Below are 16,226 nucleotides of genomic sequence, written 5' to 3'. Positions count from 1 at the left end.
GGTGGAACCCATGGAGAGAACCGACGAGACCGTGGACGGAACGCTCGGCAAGGCCCCTGTCGCCCTGGAGGCGGTGGGCCTCGGCAAGACCTACCCCAACGGCACCCGCGCCGTCAGCGACGTCGACCTGGTGGTCCCCGGCGGCGAGATCAGGGCGATCGTCGGCCAGAACGGCGCCGGCAAGTCCACCCTGATGAAGCTGCTGTACGGACTTGAGCAGCCGTCGGCCGGGCAGATCGCCGTACACGGACGGCGGGTCAGGTTCGCCGGACCGCAGGACGCCATCGCCCTGGGCGTGGGCATGGTCCACCAGAACCTCATGCTGGTCCCGTCGTTCACCATCGCCGAGAACGTCGTCCTCGGCGTCGAGCCCGGCCGGGCGGGCCGCGTCGACCGCGCGGCCGCCGCCGAACGCACCGCCGCGCTGGCCGAGGAGGCGGGGCTCGCCGTCGACCCGGAGGCCAGGGTCGACGCGGTGTCCGTGGGGATGCGCCAGCGCGCCGAGATCCTCAAGGCCCTGCACCGCGGCGCCCGCATCCTGATCCTGGACGAGCCCACCGCCGTGCTCACCCCCCAGGAGACGACCGACCTCTTCACGGCGGTCCGCAGGCTGCGTGACTCGGGCATGACCGTGCTGTTCATCTCGCACAAGCTCAAGGAGGTACGGGAGATCAGCGACCGGGTCACCGTCATGCGCGCCGGGTCGGTGATCGGCACGGTACGCACCGAGGACGCGACGCCCGCGCAGCTGGCGACCATGATGGTCGGCCGGGAGATGTCCCTGGACGTGCCGAAACCCCCGGCGCGGCCCGGGCGGTGCGTGCTGCGGGTGCGCTCACTCGCGGGCCCGGCGGTGCACGGCGTGTCCCTCGACATCGCGGCCGGTGAGATCGTCGGTCTCGCGGGCGTCGAGGGCAACGGCCAGACGGAACTGGTCGAACTCCTCGCCGGACTGCGCCGCCCCACCGCGGGCTCGGTCACCGTGGACGACACCGACGTCACCCACCTGGACGCGGCGGGCCGGCGCCGGGCCGGCGTCGCCCACGTGCCCGAGGACCGGCTGACCAACGGGGCGGCCCTGGACCGCTCCCTCGCCGACAACCTGATCGTCGACCGTCACGACCGGCCCCCCGTCGCCCGCCGCGGCATCCTGCGCACCCGTCGCATCCGCGAGCTCGCCGAGGACCTGATCGGCCGTTACGAGATCCGTGCCCCGCACCCCGACGCGACGGCCGGAGCGCTGTCCGGCGGCAACCTCCAGAAGGTGGTCGTCGCCCGCGAACTGTCCGCCCGGCCACGCCTGTTGCTGGCCGCGCAGCTGACCCGGGGCGTCGACATCGGCGCCATGCACTTCATGTACGAGCGGCTCCTCGAAGCCCGTGACGCGGGCGCGGCGGTGCTGCTGGTCTCCGCCGACCTCGGTGAACTCCTCGCGCTCTCCGACCGGTTGCTGGTGATCAAGGACGGCCGTCTCGTCGCCCGTTTCGACGACCCGGCCGGACTCACCGAGGAGGCCACCGGCCTGTACATGCTCGGTGTCGAGCGGCACCCGGACGAGCGGATCACGGCGGGTGTCCGATGACCTCGACCCTGGAACCGGCGGCGGAGGAACAGCGGCGGCCCGAGACGCAGGGCCGCCGGGAGTTCCTGGCGAGCCGGCGCCGTACGGTGGCCGTCGAGCTGACGATGACGGTGCTGACCGTCGCCGTGGCCGTCCTCATCGCCTTCCTGGTCGTCCTGGCCACCGGCAAGGACGCCACCGGCGCACTGAACGCCCTGCTCACCGGCCCGCTGGAGCGCACTCCCCGGATCGGCCGCTGGCTCGCCGACGCGACCACCCTGGCGCTGCTCGGCCTGTCTGTCGCGATCCCCTTCCGGGCCCGGCAGATCAGCCTCGGCGCGGAGGGCCAGGTCTACGCCGGTGCCCTGGCGAGCGCCCTGGTGGCGATCAACCTCCACCTGCCGCCCGTCGCCGCCGTCCTGGTCCCGCTGGGCGCCGCCGCCCTCGCCGGGGCCTCGCTGGGCGCGGTACCGGGGGTGATGAAGGCCCGCCTCGGCGCGAACGAGATCGTCGCCACGCTGATGCTGAACGCGGTCGTCGTACGGGTCTTCGACTATCTCCTCACCGACCATCTCAAGGCACCCGACAGCAGCGCCGTACAGTCCGCCCCGGTACGCCCCGACTCGGCGCTGCCGCTCCTGTCCGACTTCTTCGGCGTCCCCCTGGACCAGGCGAACATCGGCCTGTTCGGCATGCTCGCGGTGGCCGCGGCCGTCTGGTTCCTGCTCGCCAGGACACCGCTCGGCTACCGCATCCGGATCACCGGTTCCAACCCGGACTTCGCCCGGTACGGCGGCCTCGACGTCCCGCGCACCATCGAGTGGAGCTTCGTCATCGGCGGCGCGCTGGCCGGCCTCGCCGGAGCGCACCTCGCGCTCGGGATCTACGGCGGGCTCCAGCCCGACATGGCCGGCGGCCTGGCGTTCGAGGGCATCGTCGTCGCCCTGCTGGGCCGCAACAACCCGGTCGGGGTGGTCGCGGCCGCACTCCTCTACTCGTATCTGCGGGTCGGCGGCGACGTGATGGAGCAGCAGACCGACGTCGGCTCCGAGGCCGTGACCATCATCCAGGCGGTGATCGTGCTGCTCGTGACAGCGCGGGCGCTGCCCGAACTCGTCAAGCGGTACCTCGCCCGAAGGGAGGCCCGCTGATGGGTCCCGTCCTCGACGTAGTGCTCAGCACCGGATTCCTCGCTGCGATCCTCGGGGTGTCGACGCCGTACGTCCTCGCCGCCCTCGGCGGTCTCCTGGCCGAGCGGGCCGGGGTGCCCAACATCGCCATGGAGGGCTCGATGCTGTCGGCGGCGTGCACCGGTGCGCTGGTCGCCGGGTACAGCGGCTCGGTCTGGGCCGGAGCGGTCTGCGGGATCGCCGCCGGCGCACTCCTCGCGCTGCTGCTCGGCGTACTGCATCTGTATCTGGGTGCGGACGCCATCATCGCGGGCATCGGCCTCAACCTCCTGGCGGCGGGCGCGACCGCGTACACCGTGTACGCGCTCCTCGGCGACAAGGGCGGGACCAGCCGGCTGCACAGCGGCGCGCTGCCCTCGGTCCGGCTGCCGCTGATCGAGGACGTCCCCGGTCTCGGCGCGGTACTGAGCGGGCAGAACGTGCTCACCTGGGCCGCCCTCGCCGCCACCCCGGCGGTCGCCTGGCTGCTGTACCGGGCCCGGTTCGGCTTCCATCTGCGCGCGGTCGGCGAGCATCCCGAGGCGGCCCGCTCGGTCGGCATCCACGTCCACCGGGTCCAGTTCCGCGCCCTCGCGCTCAGCGGCGCGCTGGCCGGTGCGGCCGGGGTGTTCCTGAGCATGGGCGCCGTGTCCTTCTTCGTCACCGGCATGACCGCCGGCCGCGGCTACATCGCCCTGGCCGCCGTCTTCCTCGGCGCCCTGCGCCCCTGGGGCGTGTTCCTCGCCGCCCTCGGCTTCGGCACCGCCGAGGCCCTCGCCGTCCAGCTCGGCAACCTCGACATCCCCTCCCAGCTGGTCTCCGCGATCCCGTACGTCTTCACCCTGCTGGCCCTCGCGTACTTCGCCTGGCGCCGCAGCCGCGCCGCACGCACCGCTGCGGCTCCTGTGTCACCGCCCTCGCTGGAAACCACGTAAACCTCCACGCCACCCGCGCCCCCACCACCGCCGAGACCGCCGCCGTCCAGCCCGGCAAAGTCACCATCCCGCCGCCGCCCGTACACAGCCAGGTGGTCCCCACGGCACGACCCGCCCCGCCCACCTTGGAAACCACATAGGCCGCCGCCTGTGCACAACCACGTGGACCCCACAGCACCACCCGCCCCGTCCCGCCCACCTGGGAAACCACACAGGCCTCCACGCCACCCCCGACGCCACCCCCACCGAGACCTTCGCCGCCCAGCCCGACAACCACGACATCCCGCCCCCGCCCGTGCACAGCCACACGGTCCCCACCGCACCACCCACCCCACCCACCCATCCGGGAAACCACATAGGCCCCCACGCCACCCCCACCGAGACCTTCGCCGCCCAGCCCGGCAACCACGACATCCCGCCCCCGCCCGGACACAGCCACACGGTCCCCACCGCACCACCCACCCCACCCACCCATCCGGGAAACCACATAGGCCTCCGCGCCACCTGCGACTCCGCCCGCGCCCAGAGCCTCCACAACCTCGACATCCCGCCGCCGCCCGTGCACAGCCAGGTGCTCCCCATAAGGATCCGCGCCGCCCGCGACTTCACCCACCGCCGAATCCCTCAACTACCCGCCCCGCCCTCCTTGGAGACCCCATGCGCATCCGCGCCGCCCGCGCCCGGATCATCGCCACCGCAGTCGTGCTTGCCTCCCTCCCCGCCCTCATCGGCACCCCGGCCGCCGCCGCCCAGGACAGTTCCGTACGCCTGGACTTCCTCGGTGCGCGGGAGCTGCCCAACGCCATGGCCTTCCAGGGCACCACCGTCGGCGGGTTGTCCGCGATCAGCTACGACGCCAGAACCGGCACGTACTACGTGATCAGCGACGACCGCTCGCAGACCGGCCCCGCCCGCTTCTACACCGCTCACGTCGAGTTCGCCGACGGCACCCTCAAGGGCGTCGCACTCACCGGCACCCATCCCTGGCTCCGCCCGGACGGCACCACCTTCCCACCCACCTCGACCGCCACCTCCACCGTCGCACCCGACCCGGAGGGCATCGCCGTTGATCCGCGCGACGGCACCCTGGCCTGGACGAGCGAGGGCGAGCGCATCGTCCCGTCCGACGGACCCGCCCTTCTCGGCGACCCCTGGATCCGCCGCGCCACCACGACCGGCACCTACACCGGCCAGGTCCCGCTGCCTCCGCAACTGCACATGAACTCCCAGGAGTTCGGCCCCCGCAAGAACCAGACCCTCGAAGGAGTCACCTTCACCCCGGACGGCCGGCGGATCGTCACCGCCATGGAGGACCCCCTCTATCAGGACGGCGACGACCCCACCCCCGAGCACGGCGCGCTCACCCGCATCACGGTCCACGACGCACGCACCGGACAGCCGCTGGTCCAGTACGCCTACCCCCTGGAACCGCTGTTCGCCACGCCGCCCGCAGGCAGCACCGACACCAACGGCGTCAGCGACATCGTGGCCCTCGACCACGACCGCTTCCTGGTCCTCGAACGCGCCTCGATCTACAGCGACAACAACTGGAAGGCCCGCATCTACCTGGTCGACCTCCACGGCGCCACCGACGTCCTCGGCCGCGATTCCCTCACCGACCCATCCGCACAACGCGTCCAGCCGGTCCGCAAGACGCTCGTGACCGACCTGTCCGACGTCCCCGGACTGCCCCGGGTCGACAACGTCGAGGGCATCACCCTCGGCCCTCGCCTCCCCGACGGCCGCCGCACCGTCGTCCTGGTCTCCGACGACAACTTCGCCGCACGCCAGGTGACCCAGTTCCTCGCCTTCGCAGCCCACAGGATCTGAAAGGGCCATTTCCGAACAGTGCGCTGGTCGGGCGACGTCTCCGGTCGCCACGGTCTCGGCACGGCCACCTCGCGAGGTCGCTCAGAACGGGCAGGTGTCCATCCAGCGCGTGACCAGGGAGGCGTCGTTCTTGTCGCCGTCGCGTACCGGACCGCACAGGAACGGGCCGAAGCGGGTGTCGGCACGCAGCCAGAGGCTGAGGAACGACACGATCCACTTGCCCTGCTTGGCCTTGTTGCCGTAGTCCGTCATCGGGCAGAGATGGTCGCCCGGAACCTCGATGTACAGCTTCTCGGACTGGGACATGGAGTTGTACCAGGGCACCGCGTAACTGTTGCCGTGGGCGACGGGGTCGCTCTGACAGGTCAGGAAGAACGTGGGCTCGGTGACTGAGGAGAAGTTCATGTTCGGGTAGTACGGGGCCGTCGGCACACCTGCCCGGAAGCGCGGGTCGTCCCGGAGGGCAGCCATGACGCCACCTCCGCCCATCGAGTGACCGACCGCGCCGAGCGTGCCGTTGAGCTTCCCCGACAGCGGGTTGCCGGGGGCGGTGCCGAGCGCGAGCAACTGTGTGCCGGCGGCGGTGATCTGGCGGCCACGCGAGCCGGGATCGTCGGTGAGGGTGTTGGTTCCCACGTTGATGACGACGAAGCCCCAGGAAGCGAGGCGCGGTGCGAGCCACTGCAGGTTCTGCTGTGTGCCCTGATAGCCCGGCATCAGGACGACGCCCGGGTACGGGCCACCGGCCGTCGGGTACGTGACCGTGCCGGAGCCGTACCCGTTCGGACTGGGAACAGTGTAACCGGCCGTGGTCAGCGGCCCGTTGGCGGCCTCCAGGGAGGCGGTCGTCGGGTCCGGGATCCCGTTGCCCGGAGGGGTGCCGCCACCGGAGCCGTACACCTGGAACTCCCACAGCGAGTAGCCGTAGGCGGTGCCCCGCTGGGTTCCGTGGACGCGGACGTACCGGCCGTTGGCGTTCACGTCGAGGGTCTGAAGGCCACCGGTGCTTGTCGTGGTCGAGTAGACGGTGGTCCACGTGGTGCCGTTGTCGGAGGTCTGGATCTGGAACGCGCGGGCGTACGCGGCCTCCCAGCGCAGCTCCACTCGGCTGATGGTGAAGGTGGAGCCCAGATCGACTCCCAGCCACTGCGGATCGCTGAAGGTACTCGACCAGCGCGTGCGGGTGTTGCCGTCCACCGCCGCCGACGCGGGGGTGGCCGCGTTCTCGGTGGACGATGAGGTCGCGGGCCTGCCCTGGGACAGCAGGTCGGCGGCGGCGGTCGCGGGCGGGGCGGCTGTCAGCAGGGTCAGCGCCAAGCCGATGGCGGTGGCCAGTGCGATGAGTGCCGTCATGGCCCGGGGCCGGGTCCTTAACGGCACGGTCGTGTCGGTTGAGCGGCTGGATGAACGCATTGATCTACCTCCGGATGGCGGGGAGAGCGCGGTGACCGGACAGCGAGGGGCCGGCTAGCGGGACTGTTCGAAGAGCCAGTCGATGACCACGTCGTTCTCATATGTCTGGGCCCATGCGAGGTGTGGGTTCAGCGGTGTCGTTCCGGCCGTGTAGCTCGTGAACAGCACGTGGCTGCGCGCGGCCCGGGCCTGCCGCAGGAGCGCCCGGGACCGGGCCTCGAACTGGGCCTTCGGCAGATCGTTGGCCCACTCCCCCCGGCTGACCCGTGCGCCGGAGGCCTCCAGGGCGTTCATCAGGGTCCAGGTGCCGGGCTTGCCGAACCGGCCCTCCCGGTAGGGGACGACCGGGTCGTCGACGGAGTGGTCGGCCCAGATCGGGATGTGCGTGATCTTTTCCATGACGGCCGGGTCGCCCCAGCCGGCCGTGGGCAGGGCGGCCGCGAACACGTCGGGGCGCTTCGACAGCAGGCTGTAGATACCGCGACCGCCTGAGGACAGTCCGACGAGATAGAGCCGGTCCGTGTCCACCACTCGCGAGTGCTCGCTCACGAAGGTGTCGATGAGTTCGATCAGAGCGGCCTGGACCTTGGCGTCGGTCCAGTCCGTGCCGTCGGGTCCGTCCATGGGACGGGGCAGGGGGATCTGCGGAGAGAGGACGAACGCGGGGTCACGGCGCTGTCGTTCCGGTTTCGCGAACGTGACCGCGACCCGGTTGGAAGTGAGCTGGGTCATGTTGTTGTCCGCGACTTCGCCACCGCCGTGCAGGGTGACGACAAGGGGGTAGCGCGTGCGCGTCCGAGGGTTCCGTACGAAGTCCGCGGGCCGGTACAGCCGGAAGTCCATTTCGAAACCCGCGGAGTCGGTGAAGGAACCGGCGGTGAAGTCGTCGACCACGGGAGTGATGACGTCGTCGTTCCGGTACGTGAACGGACCGGCCCTGAGTACCGTTTCGCCTCCAGGGGTGCGTACGTCCGCCACCTGTCTGACGGCGTACGCACGGTCGAGCGGAAGGGGGTCGGTGCCTGCGGCCCGCGCGTTGGAGTCGTTCGGGTCGAGTTCCACGATCAGGTGCTCCCCCGGCCGGCCGGGGTGAGAGCGGTCGTCCACTTCGGCGGCGGTGTTGGAGTAGACCCTGGTCACCGTGCGAGCCGCGGTCTGCCCGCCCACGGTGGCCTTCACCTCGAAGGCGGAGGGCGGGATCACCGCACCGCGTAAGTCGATGCGGTGCGCGTACTGGACCGCGACGGCCGCCACCAGCCAGTTGTTCCTCGGCGTCACCCGCGTGACGAGGTCCGTCCGCAGGACCGGACTGAGTCCGGAGGCCGCTTGTCGTCCCTCGGCCGGGACCGCCGACCGGTCGGCGGCCGCGGCGGTCGCCGTGCTCACGGCCGGCGTTGTGACCGCACCCGCGGTGGCGGCGAGCACCGTGCGTCTGGCGATCCGTCTCATGGGTCCTCTTCTCAGTCGGTGGGGGCACCCGGGTCGGGTGCCTCTGTACGTGGCTCCGGTCACAGGGAGAAGGCGCCGGTCACCAGGGCTCCGGCGGTCATGACGAGGGTGGTGGCGAAGGCCCAGCGGAAGATGAAGCGCTGGTGTTCGCCGAGTGACACACCGCTCATGCCGACCAGGATGAACGTGGACGCGGTGAGCGGACTGAGCGGGAAGCCCGTGGTCATCTGGCCGAGGATGGCGGCCCGGGCGACCTCGGCCGGGTCCGTGCCGAAACCGTTCGCGGTCTCGGCGAGCACGGGCAGTACCCCGAAGTAGTAGGCGTCCGGGGTGAAGACGAGACTCAGCGGCATGCCCGTGACGGCCACCGCGACGGGCAGGTGAGACCCGAGAGAGTCGGGGACGACGGAGACGAAGGCCTCGGCCATCTCGTCGATCATCTTGGTGCCGCTGAGGATCCCGGTGAGGACGCCGGCCGCGAAAATCATCGTGGTGACCAGGACCACGCTCTTGGCGTGCTTGTCGAGCAGCGCCTGCTGCTGCTCCCAGGTGGGGTGGTTGACCAGCACGGCGATCGCGAACCCGAGGACGAACAGCACCGGAAGCGGCAGCACTTCCTGGATCAGGCAGACCACGAGGGTGATGGTGAGCAGGAGATTGAAGATGTTCAGCCAGGTCCGCGGCGGCGGCGGGACCCGGACGGCGCCTGGGCCGTCCCCGGGGGATCGGATGGCCTGCGGCTCCTGCCCGTCGGCCGTCGTGGCAGTGGCCTGCCGGCTCGGCTCGGCTGCCGCGGCAGCCGTGGAAGCGGCGGGTTCACGGGCGTCCCGCTTGTCCTCTCCCTGGGGCACGTCCGTGGCCGGAACCGGTGGGGACAGCGCGCCGAGACGGTTGCGCTCCCGGCGACCGAGCAGGTACGAGGCCACCAGCACCCAGGCGACGCCGAAGCCCATCGCGGGCAGCACGGGGTTGAAGACCTCGGAACTGTCCAGCTTCAGCGCCGCCATGGCCCGTACGGTCGGACCACCCCAGGGGACCATGTTCATCACACCCGCGCCCAGGCAGACCACGCCGGACAGCACCAGAGGGTTCATGCCGAGCCTCTTGTAGACCGGCAGCAGCGCGGAGACGGTGATGAGGAAGGTGGAGGCACCGTCGCCGTCCAGGGCCACGCACAGCGTGAGGACGGCCGTGGCGACGGTGATCCGCAACGGGTCGCCCCGCGCCGCGCGCAACAGAGCGCGGATCAGGGGGTCGAAGAGCCCGGCGTCCACCATCAGGCTGAAGTACAGGACCGCGAAGGCGATCATGATGCCGGTGGGGGCCACCTTGGACAGCCCACCGAGAGTCAACTCGCCCAGATCGCTCGCAAAGCCGCCGATGAGCGCCGCCAGCACCGGAAGCAGGATCAGAGCGACCAGCACCGAGGCGCGTTTGGTCATGGTGACCAGCAGGAGGACGGTGATCGTGGCGAAGCCCAGGGCTGCCAGCATGGCGGCGCTCGCTTTCTCGGGGACGGCCCTCGGCGGCGGTGGGCGGAGTCGGGCGAGGGCAAGCCGAGGTGTTACGCGAGAGTTTCGGAGCACCACCGGATCGGTGTCCAGCATCAAACGGAGATCTGTCCATGCGATAAGCGCATCAATGCACGCGGTCGCGCCCTATGCTCGTCGGCCATGGAGGCCACCACCCTGCGACAACTGACGGCGTACACGGCCGTCGCCCGGGCCGCGAGCTTCACCGCGGCCGCCGCGGAGATGCACGTGTCCCAGTCCTCACTCAGCCGCGCCGTCGCGGACCTGGAACGGCAGTTGGGCGTCCAACTCCTCGAACGGGACACCCGCAATGTGCAGTTGACCGCCGCGGGCGTCGAGGCCCTGCGTATCGCCGAGCAGATCGTCACCGCTCACCGTGCGGGCATGAAGGAACTCAGGCGATTCCTGCTCGGCGAGTCGGGAACGGTCGCCGTGGCCACCCTCCCGTCGGTCGCCGCGGTGCTCCTGCCGCAGGTGATCTCCGACTTCCGTGAGCGGCGGCCGCAGGTGGCGGTACGCCTCCTCGACGGGCTGGAGCGGCTGGTACTGGACCGGGTCCTGTCCGGTGACGCCGATTTCGCGATCACCACCGTCGGGGACCCGCCCGAGCAGTTGGAGCACCGCCCCCTGGTCAGGGACCGCTTCGTCGCGGTGCTGCCGGAAGGCCACCCGCTCGCCGAGCGCCACGAAGTCGCCTGGGACGACCTGGCCCGTCAGCCGTTCCTGGCCGTCGGGCGCGACTCGAGCGTGCGCCGGCTCACCGATGCGGCGTTCGCCCAGATCGACGCGCACGCGGCACCGGCGGCCGAGGCGGGCAGTATCGCGACCGTGGGCGGACTGGTGACCGCCGGCCTCGGAGTGTCGGCGATGCCCGCCCTCGTGCTCCCGCTGATGGGCTCCGGACGCATCGTCTGCCGTCCTCTGGTGGACCCCGTCGTGGACCGGCGGCTGGACATCGCGCTGCGCGCCCGTCGAACGCTCCCGGTCGTGACGCAGCGGTTCCTGGAGACGCTTGAAGAGTTCCGTCTCCAGGACCGCCCTCTCCCGCCCGGCGTTTCGTGGGCGTGAAGGCCCCGGTCGTTCGGCGATTCATGCGTTCTTCGCATTGATTGATGGTCTTCTGTTGCTCGACAAGCATTTCTCCGCTCCTGCAGTCTGAAGACCCGAACAGCAGGGCGAGGGAGCACACCGGTGTCGGAGGACGAGCAGAGCACCAGCGGACGCGGGCAGTTGCGCGGACTGAAAGTGGTCGAGTTCGCCCATGTGGTGGCCGGGCCGCTGGCGGGTTCGATGCTCGCCGACCAAGGGGCCGACGTCGTACACGTGGAGCCCCCCGGCGTCGGAGACGCGGCCCGCGCCATGGGGCCCCAACGTGACGGTGTCCCGCTGTGGTTCAAGGTCGCCGGCCGCAACAAGCGCTCGGTCACCCTCGACCTGCACCGCGAGGCCGGCCGGGCCGTGGCCCGCCGACTCGTCGCCTGGGCGGACGTCGTCATCGTCACCCTGCGCGCCGGACGCCTGCGCGACTGGGGACTCGACTGGGACTCCGTGCACCGGATCAACCCCCGGGCCGTACTCCTGCAGATCTCCGGATTCGGCGCCACCTCGTCGCAGGCGGACGCCCCCGGCTTCGGCAAGATGGGGGAGGCGCGCAGCGGAGTCGTCCACCTGACCGGGTTTCCCGACGGCCCGCCCGTCCACACCGGCTTCTCCCACGGTGATGCCGTGACCGGCCTGATGGGCGCCTACGCCGTCCTCGCCGCCCTGCACCGCCGTGACCACGATCCCGGCTTCGACGGCGAGTGGATCGATCTCGCCCTCTTCGAGTCCCTGTTCCGTCTCGTCGAGTGGCAGGTCATCGTCCACGACCAGTTGGGCCGCGTTCCCGAACGTTCCGGCAACCAGCTGGCGGTCGCCCCGGCGGCCGTGATCAACACCTACCGCTCCCGCGACGGCGAGTGGATCACGGTGACCTCCGCGACGCTGCGCTCGGTCCGCAACATCGCCTGCCTGCTGGGACTCCCCGAGGAGGAGTTCGCCACAGCGCGGCAACAGCACGCCCGGCGCGAAGAGTTGGACGAGGGCCTGCGGAACTGGGTGGCGGAGCGCGGCACCGGCCAGTGCCTGGAGGAGTTCGCCCGTGCCGAAGTCGTGGCCTCACGGGTGTTCGACGCCGCCGACATCGCCGCCGACCCCGTGTACGCCGAACGCGAGGACATCGTCACCGTCGACGACCCCGACCTCGGTCCGGTGCGTATGCAGGCGGTGATCCCGCACTTCCGGCAGCGGCCCGGCCGGGTCTGGCGGACGGGGCCCGCCCTCGGGCAGGACAACCACCTCGTCTACGGGCAGTGGCTCGGACTCAGTGCGGACGAGCTGGCCGACCTGGAGAAGAGCGATGTCATCTGAGGCGTCCTCGGAGCGGCTTGCCGAGGCGGACGCGGCAGCGGTCGACCGGCCTCCGCTGCGCTCCCTGCTCTTCGTCCCCGGCAACAGAACCGGCTGGCTGCCCAAGGCCCGGGCGGCGGGCGCCGACGCGGCGATCCTCGACCTGGAGGACGCGGTGCCCGCCCCCGGCAAGCTCGTCGCCCGTGCACAGGTAACGGACGCCCTCGCACAGGCCGCCACCGAACCGGCCGAGCAGGCGGGACGGATGGCCCTCTTCGTCCGCGTCAACCCACTGGATGGCTGGGCGGGGGCCGAGGAACTGCGGGCGGTCGTACGGCCCGGTCTCGCCGGCATCGTGCTCCCCAAGGTCCGCTCGGCCCAGGACGTGAAGCTGGCCGACCGGCTGCTGGGCTGGTGCGAACAGGAACAGGGCCTGCCGCCGGGGCGGGTCGCCCTGCTGCCCCTGCTGGAGACGGCCCGTGGCCTGCGCGAGGCCTACGACATCGCCCGAGCCGCCGCACGCATCGCCTACCTGGGCGCACTCACCGCCCCCGGAGGCGACGTGGAACGCGCCGTCGGCTACCGCTGGAGCCCCGAGGGAACCGAAACGCTGTCTCTGCGTTCCCGCGTCCTGCTGGACGCCAGGGCAGCCGGAGTGCCGCACCCGGTCAGCGGGTTGTGGACGCGCGTCACCGACCTGCCGGGGCTGCGCTCCTTCGCCGAACAGAACCGCTCCCTCGGCTACGAGGGAATGACGGCGATCCACCCGTCCCATGTCCCCGTGATCAACGAGGTGTTCTCCCCCGGCCCCGACGAACTCACCCGCTGCGCAGAGCTGATCGCGGCGGTCGAGGCGGCACAGCGGGAGGGGACGGGCGCGGTGGCGTTCCGAGGCGAGATGGTCGACGAGGCCATGGCCGCCACGGCACGCCTTGTCCTCGAACGACACGAAGCGCTGGTTCGCGTCAACGCCGTTGTCAGTGCCTCCTCATAAAATGAAGACATCATTCGGGGAGCCTCGGAGGGGGAGCACAAACGTGTCCGCAAACAAGATCCAGCACAAGGTGAATCACGTCGCGCTGGTAGTGGACTGTTCGGGTTCGATGCGTCCGCACCAGAGTCAACTCATTCGAGTCGTGGACGAGTTCGTGGCGGGGCTGAAAGCGGAGTCGGACAGCCTCGGCCACGAGACACGGATCAGCCTCTATTCCTTCGATCACAGGGTGGAGAACCTGGTCTGGGACATGGACGTGAAGCATCTGCCGTCCATGCGGGGCCTGTACCAGGTCAACAATGGTGCTACGGCCCTCATCGAGGCTTCTCTGAAGTCCCTGGACGACCTGGGCCATATCTGGGAGGAATACGGCGAGCACAGCTTCCTCCAGATCGTCGTCACGGACGGTGAGGAGAACGCCTCCGGCGGCGACAGGCGGCACGACGGCGACATGGCCATCCTCGGCCCCTGGCTCGACAGGATCACGGCGAAGATGCGCGGGCTTCCGGGCCACTGGACCTCCGCGATCCTCGTGCCGAACTCCCTGGCCAAGCGCACCGCCCAGAACTACGGTTTCCCGGCCGGCAACATCGCCATCTGGGACGCGGACTCCCAGAAGGGCGTGGAGGAGGCGATCGGCACCGTGCGCGCTGCCGCCACCAGCTTCCTTCGCGGGCGAGAGCAGGGAGTGCGCGGCACGAAGAACTTGTTCGCTGTCGGCCAGGACATATCGGTCGACGACGTGCGGGCGAACCTCGAACCGATTCCGGCCGACAAATACCGGCTCCTGAAAGTCGACAAGGAGGTCGAAATCCGCTCCTTCGTCAACTCACATCCGGGCGTGACGTACGAACGTGGCTCCTGTTACTACCAGCTGGGCGCCCGGGCTCAGGTTCAGCAGAACAAGGAAGTCATCGTGGTCGAGAAGGACACCGACCGCGCCTATACGGGCGACGCGGCACGCAGCCTTTTGTTCGGTACGGATGTCCAGGGGACCGTCTCCGTGAAGGCGGGGAACAACCCCAAGTTGGAGGTGTACGTACAGAGCCGTTCGGTGAACAGGAAACTCAAGCCGAAGACGCGTCTGCTCATCATGCTCTGAATGCAATGAGCCAGCCGGGTCGTCAGTCCGTCGAGTCGAAGTCGGCCTTCCGCCAGCGGGCGCGCAGACTGAACGCCGCGCTCTTCGGCCGACGTTCGCGGGTGAACACCCCCTTCTTGTTGCCGTCGACGCGGAAGACACCGGGCGCTGTGGCGAAGTCGGCGAAGTTCCACACCTGCTCGCCGACGACCGCGTCGACACGGTCGAACACCCGGTGATACACGTCGAGCAGTTCGGTCTGGTACTCCTCGGTCCACGGGCTGGGTACGACGCCACGCAGTCCGGGGTAGGCGTCCGATCCGTACTCGGTGATGACGATGGGCTTGTCGCTCTCGGCCCACTGCCGCAGTTCCGCCTCGAGCTCGGTCTCGGCCGCCGCCAGGTCGTCGGGGCCGAAGTACCAGCCGTAGTAACGGTTGAGGAGCACGACGTCGAACAGGTCGGTGACCACGCACTCGTCCGGTTTCCCCATGAGCGCGTTGACGTAGGCGACGGGACGTGAGGGATCCAGCCGGCGTGCCTCGGCCGCCAGTGGTGCGAAGTAGTCGCGCGCCTCGGGCTGGACGTTGTCCGGCTCGTTGGCGATGGACCACAGCACGACACTCGGATGGTTCTTGTCGCGCTCCACTAGCTCCCTCACCGCCTGCAGGTGCGTGCGAAGGGTGCTCTCACCCACGGTGTCGGGCGAGAACGTGGGCACCTTCCGGCCGGAGCCGAAGACACCTCCCGCGATGTTCAGGTTCAGGCCGACGGCCGCCGTCTCGTCGATGACCACCACACCCTGTCGGTCCGCGTAGTCCAGCACCTCCTCGGCATAGGGATAGTGCGAGGTGCGGAAAGAGTTCGCGCCGGTCCACTCCAGCAGGGCGAAGTCATGCACCATCAGGGTGTCGTCGTGAGCCCTGCCGCGCACCGCGGCGTCCTCGTGTTTGCCGAAGCCCTTGAAGTAGAAGGGGGTTCCGTTGATCAGGAATTCCTTGCCCCGTACCTCCACCGTGCGCACGCCCACGGACTGCCGGTAACTGTCGACGAGGTCGCCGGAGATGCTCCACACCGTGGCCTCGAGTTCGTACAGATAGCCGTCTCCGGGCGCCCAAGGGTGCACGTCGGCGATCCTGAGGGTCCCCACCGCTCCGGTGGCGGCCTGGACCTCGGCCCCGGACGCGTCGCGCAGCGAGACACGTACGACGTGCTCTTCGGCTTGTGCGGTGCTGTCCACGCGGTAGGCGACGAGGCCGGTCGTGTCCTCCAGGTCGGCGGTCACGGTGAGGTCGGTGATGTGGACGAGGGGCGTGGTGTACAGCCACACGGGCCGGTGCAGTCCCGCGTAGTTGAAGAAGTCGTGGAAGTAGCGCTGCACCCGGCGGCCGTCTTCGCGTTCCTCCACTCGGCCGGGGGGTATCGACTCCCAGGTCAGCTCGTTGTTGACGACGACGGTGACACGGTTCTCGGCACCCGGCCGCAGGTGCGCCGTGACGTCGGCCTCGAAGGGGGTGTAGCCGCCTTCGTGCCGAACGACCTCGACATCGTTGACCCAGGCCGTGGCGCGATGCGTCGCGGAGTCGAAGCGGAGTACCGTCCGCGCCCCCGCCCACCCGGCGGGAACCCATACCTGCGTCTGGTACCAGACGTCGCCGACATGGTCACGGACGGTCGTGTCCGGGAAGATGTCGTTGTAGCTGGCCGGCACGGGGATGTCCACTGCGCCCGCGAGCTGCGAGCGCCACCACCCCTCGGCACGGCCGGCACCCTCCGCGTCCAGGCGGAAGCTCCACAGGCCGCCGAGAGAGCGGCGTTCACGAGTGGGGCCGTCCTGGGGACGAAGCATGGTTGGTTCTCCTGTTCGTTGTGCG

The 16,226-nt window shown here is 70.1% G+C and carries 12 protein-coding genes; 8 read left to right on the top strand and 4 right to left on the bottom strand.

The window, feature by feature from the left end:
- Window positions 1-10: 10 nt before the first annotated feature.
- From M2157_RS32575 to M2157_RS32560, 4 genes are all read left to right on the top strand, one after another.
- Window positions 11-1,582 carry an ABC transporter ATP-binding protein gene (locus M2157_RS32575; RefSeq protein WP_280866979.1) on the top strand — a complete coding sequence of 524 codons (1,572 nt, stop codon included), beginning with the start codon at window positions 11-13 and terminating at the stop codon, window positions 1,580-1,582.
- The gene (locus tag M2157_RS32570; RefSeq protein ID WP_280866978.1) at window positions 1,579-2,712 is read left to right on the top strand and encodes an ABC transporter permease; all 1,134 of its coding nucleotides are present in this window, start codon (window positions 1,579-1,581) and stop codon (window positions 2,710-2,712) included. Before M2157_RS32575 ends, M2157_RS32570 begins: the two co-directional genes overlap by 4 nt.
- Window positions 2,712-3,665 (top strand): ABC transporter permease, encoded by a 954-nt coding sequence (locus M2157_RS32565; protein WP_280866977.1) that lies wholly within the window; start codon window positions 2,712-2,714, stop codon window positions 3,663-3,665. Before M2157_RS32570 ends, M2157_RS32565 begins: the two co-directional genes overlap by 1 nt.
- 657 nt (window positions 3,666-4,322) lie before the next feature.
- Entirely contained in the window at window positions 4,323-5,495 is a 1,173-nt protein-coding gene (locus tag M2157_RS32560; RefSeq protein WP_280866976.1) for an esterase-like activity of phytase family protein, read from the top strand.
- A gap of 81 nt (window positions 5,496-5,576) precedes the next feature.
- On the opposite strand, the gene M2157_RS32555 is transcribed toward M2157_RS32560, so the two are convergent.
- The 3 genes from M2157_RS32555 to M2157_RS32545 form a co-directional block, all read right to left on the bottom strand.
- Entirely contained in the window at window positions 5,577-6,848 is a 1,272-nt protein-coding gene (locus tag M2157_RS32555) for a discoidin domain-containing protein (RefSeq protein ID WP_280866975.1), read from the bottom strand.
- Window positions 6,849-6,962: 114 nt separating this feature from the next.
- Window positions 6,963-8,357: a prolyl oligopeptidase family serine peptidase gene (locus tag M2157_RS32550; protein WP_280857440.1), complete on the bottom strand. Its 1,395-nt coding sequence runs from the start codon at window positions 8,355-8,357 to the stop codon at window positions 6,963-6,965.
- Window positions 8,358-8,416: 59 nt separating this feature from the next.
- Window positions 8,417-9,850, bottom strand: a complete 1,434-nt coding sequence (locus M2157_RS32545; RefSeq protein WP_280866974.1) for a citrate:proton symporter — start codon at window positions 9,848-9,850, stop codon at window positions 8,417-8,419.
- Between the two features lie 180 nt (window positions 9,851-10,030).
- Between M2157_RS32545 and M2157_RS32540 the strand changes: the two genes are divergently transcribed.
- From M2157_RS32540 to M2157_RS32525, 4 genes are all read left to right on the top strand, one after another.
- Window positions 10,031-10,957: a LysR family transcriptional regulator gene (locus tag M2157_RS32540; protein WP_280866973.1), complete on the top strand. Its 927-nt coding sequence runs from the start codon at window positions 10,031-10,033 to the stop codon at window positions 10,955-10,957.
- A gap of 123 nt (window positions 10,958-11,080) precedes the next feature.
- Window positions 11,081-12,298 carry a CoA transferase gene (locus M2157_RS32535; protein ID WP_280866972.1) on the top strand — a complete coding sequence of 406 codons (1,218 nt, stop codon included), beginning with the start codon at window positions 11,081-11,083 and terminating at the stop codon, window positions 12,296-12,298.
- On the top strand, window positions 12,288-13,271 hold the full coding sequence (locus M2157_RS32530) for a CoA ester lyase (protein WP_280866971.1): 984 nt from the start codon (window positions 12,288-12,290) through the stop codon (window positions 13,269-13,271). The genes M2157_RS32535 and M2157_RS32530 overlap by 11 nt, the downstream gene beginning before the upstream one ends.
- A 43-nt stretch (window positions 13,272-13,314) precedes the next feature.
- Window positions 13,315-14,373: a vWA domain-containing protein gene (locus M2157_RS32525; RefSeq protein ID WP_280857444.1), complete on the top strand. Its 1,059-nt coding sequence runs from the start codon at window positions 13,315-13,317 to the stop codon at window positions 14,371-14,373.
- Between the two features lie 22 nt (window positions 14,374-14,395).
- Here the strand turns inward: M2157_RS32525 and uidA are convergent, their stop codons facing one another.
- Window positions 14,396-16,201, bottom strand: a complete 1,806-nt coding sequence (gene uidA / locus M2157_RS32520) for a beta-glucuronidase (protein ID WP_280866970.1) — start codon at window positions 16,199-16,201, stop codon at window positions 14,396-14,398.
- Between the last annotated feature and the right edge of the window lie 25 nt (window positions 16,202-16,226).

Origin of the sequence: Streptomyces sp. SAI-127, assembly GCF_029894425.1 — a bacterium.
In the GTDB taxonomy this organism is placed as follows: Bacteria; Actinomycetota; Actinomycetes; order Streptomycetales; family Streptomycetaceae; genus Streptomyces.
The sequence above is the reverse complement of the archived record's forward strand: the minus strand, read 5'-3'. Positions and strand labels throughout refer to the sequence as shown.

Coding starts and splice junctions, on each gene's coding strand:
- M2157_RS32575 (WP_280866979.1), top strand. CDS start 11: ATGGAGAGAACCGACGAGACCGTGGACGGAACGCTCGGCAAGGCCCCT.
- M2157_RS32570 (WP_280866978.1), top strand. CDS start 1,579: ATGACCTCGACCCTGGAACCGGCGGCGGAGGAACAGCGGCGGCCCGAG.
- M2157_RS32565 (WP_280866977.1), top strand. CDS start 2,712: ATGGGTCCCGTCCTCGACGTAGTGCTCAGCACCGGATTCCTCGCTGCG.
- M2157_RS32560 (WP_280866976.1), top strand. CDS start 4,323: ATGCGCATCCGCGCCGCCCGCGCCCGGATCATCGCCACCGCAGTCGTG.
- M2157_RS32555 (WP_280866975.1), bottom strand. CDS start 6,848: ATGACGGCACTCATCGCACTGGCCACCGCCATCGGCTTGGCGCTGACC.
- M2157_RS32550 (WP_280857440.1), bottom strand. CDS start 8,357: ATGAGACGGATCGCCAGACGCACGGTGCTCGCCGCCACCGCGGGTGCG.
- M2157_RS32545 (WP_280866974.1), bottom strand. CDS start 9,850: ATGCTGGCAGCCCTGGGCTTCGCCACGATCACCGTCCTCCTGCTGGTC.
- M2157_RS32540 (WP_280866973.1), top strand. CDS start 10,031: ATGGAGGCCACCACCCTGCGACAACTGACGGCGTACACGGCCGTCGCC.
- M2157_RS32530 (WP_280866971.1), top strand. CDS start 12,288: ATGTCATCTGAGGCGTCCTCGGAGCGGCTTGCCGAGGCGGACGCGGCA.
- uidA (WP_280866970.1), bottom strand. CDS start 16,201: ATGCTTCGTCCCCAGGACGGCCCCACTCGTGAACGCCGCTCTCTCGGC.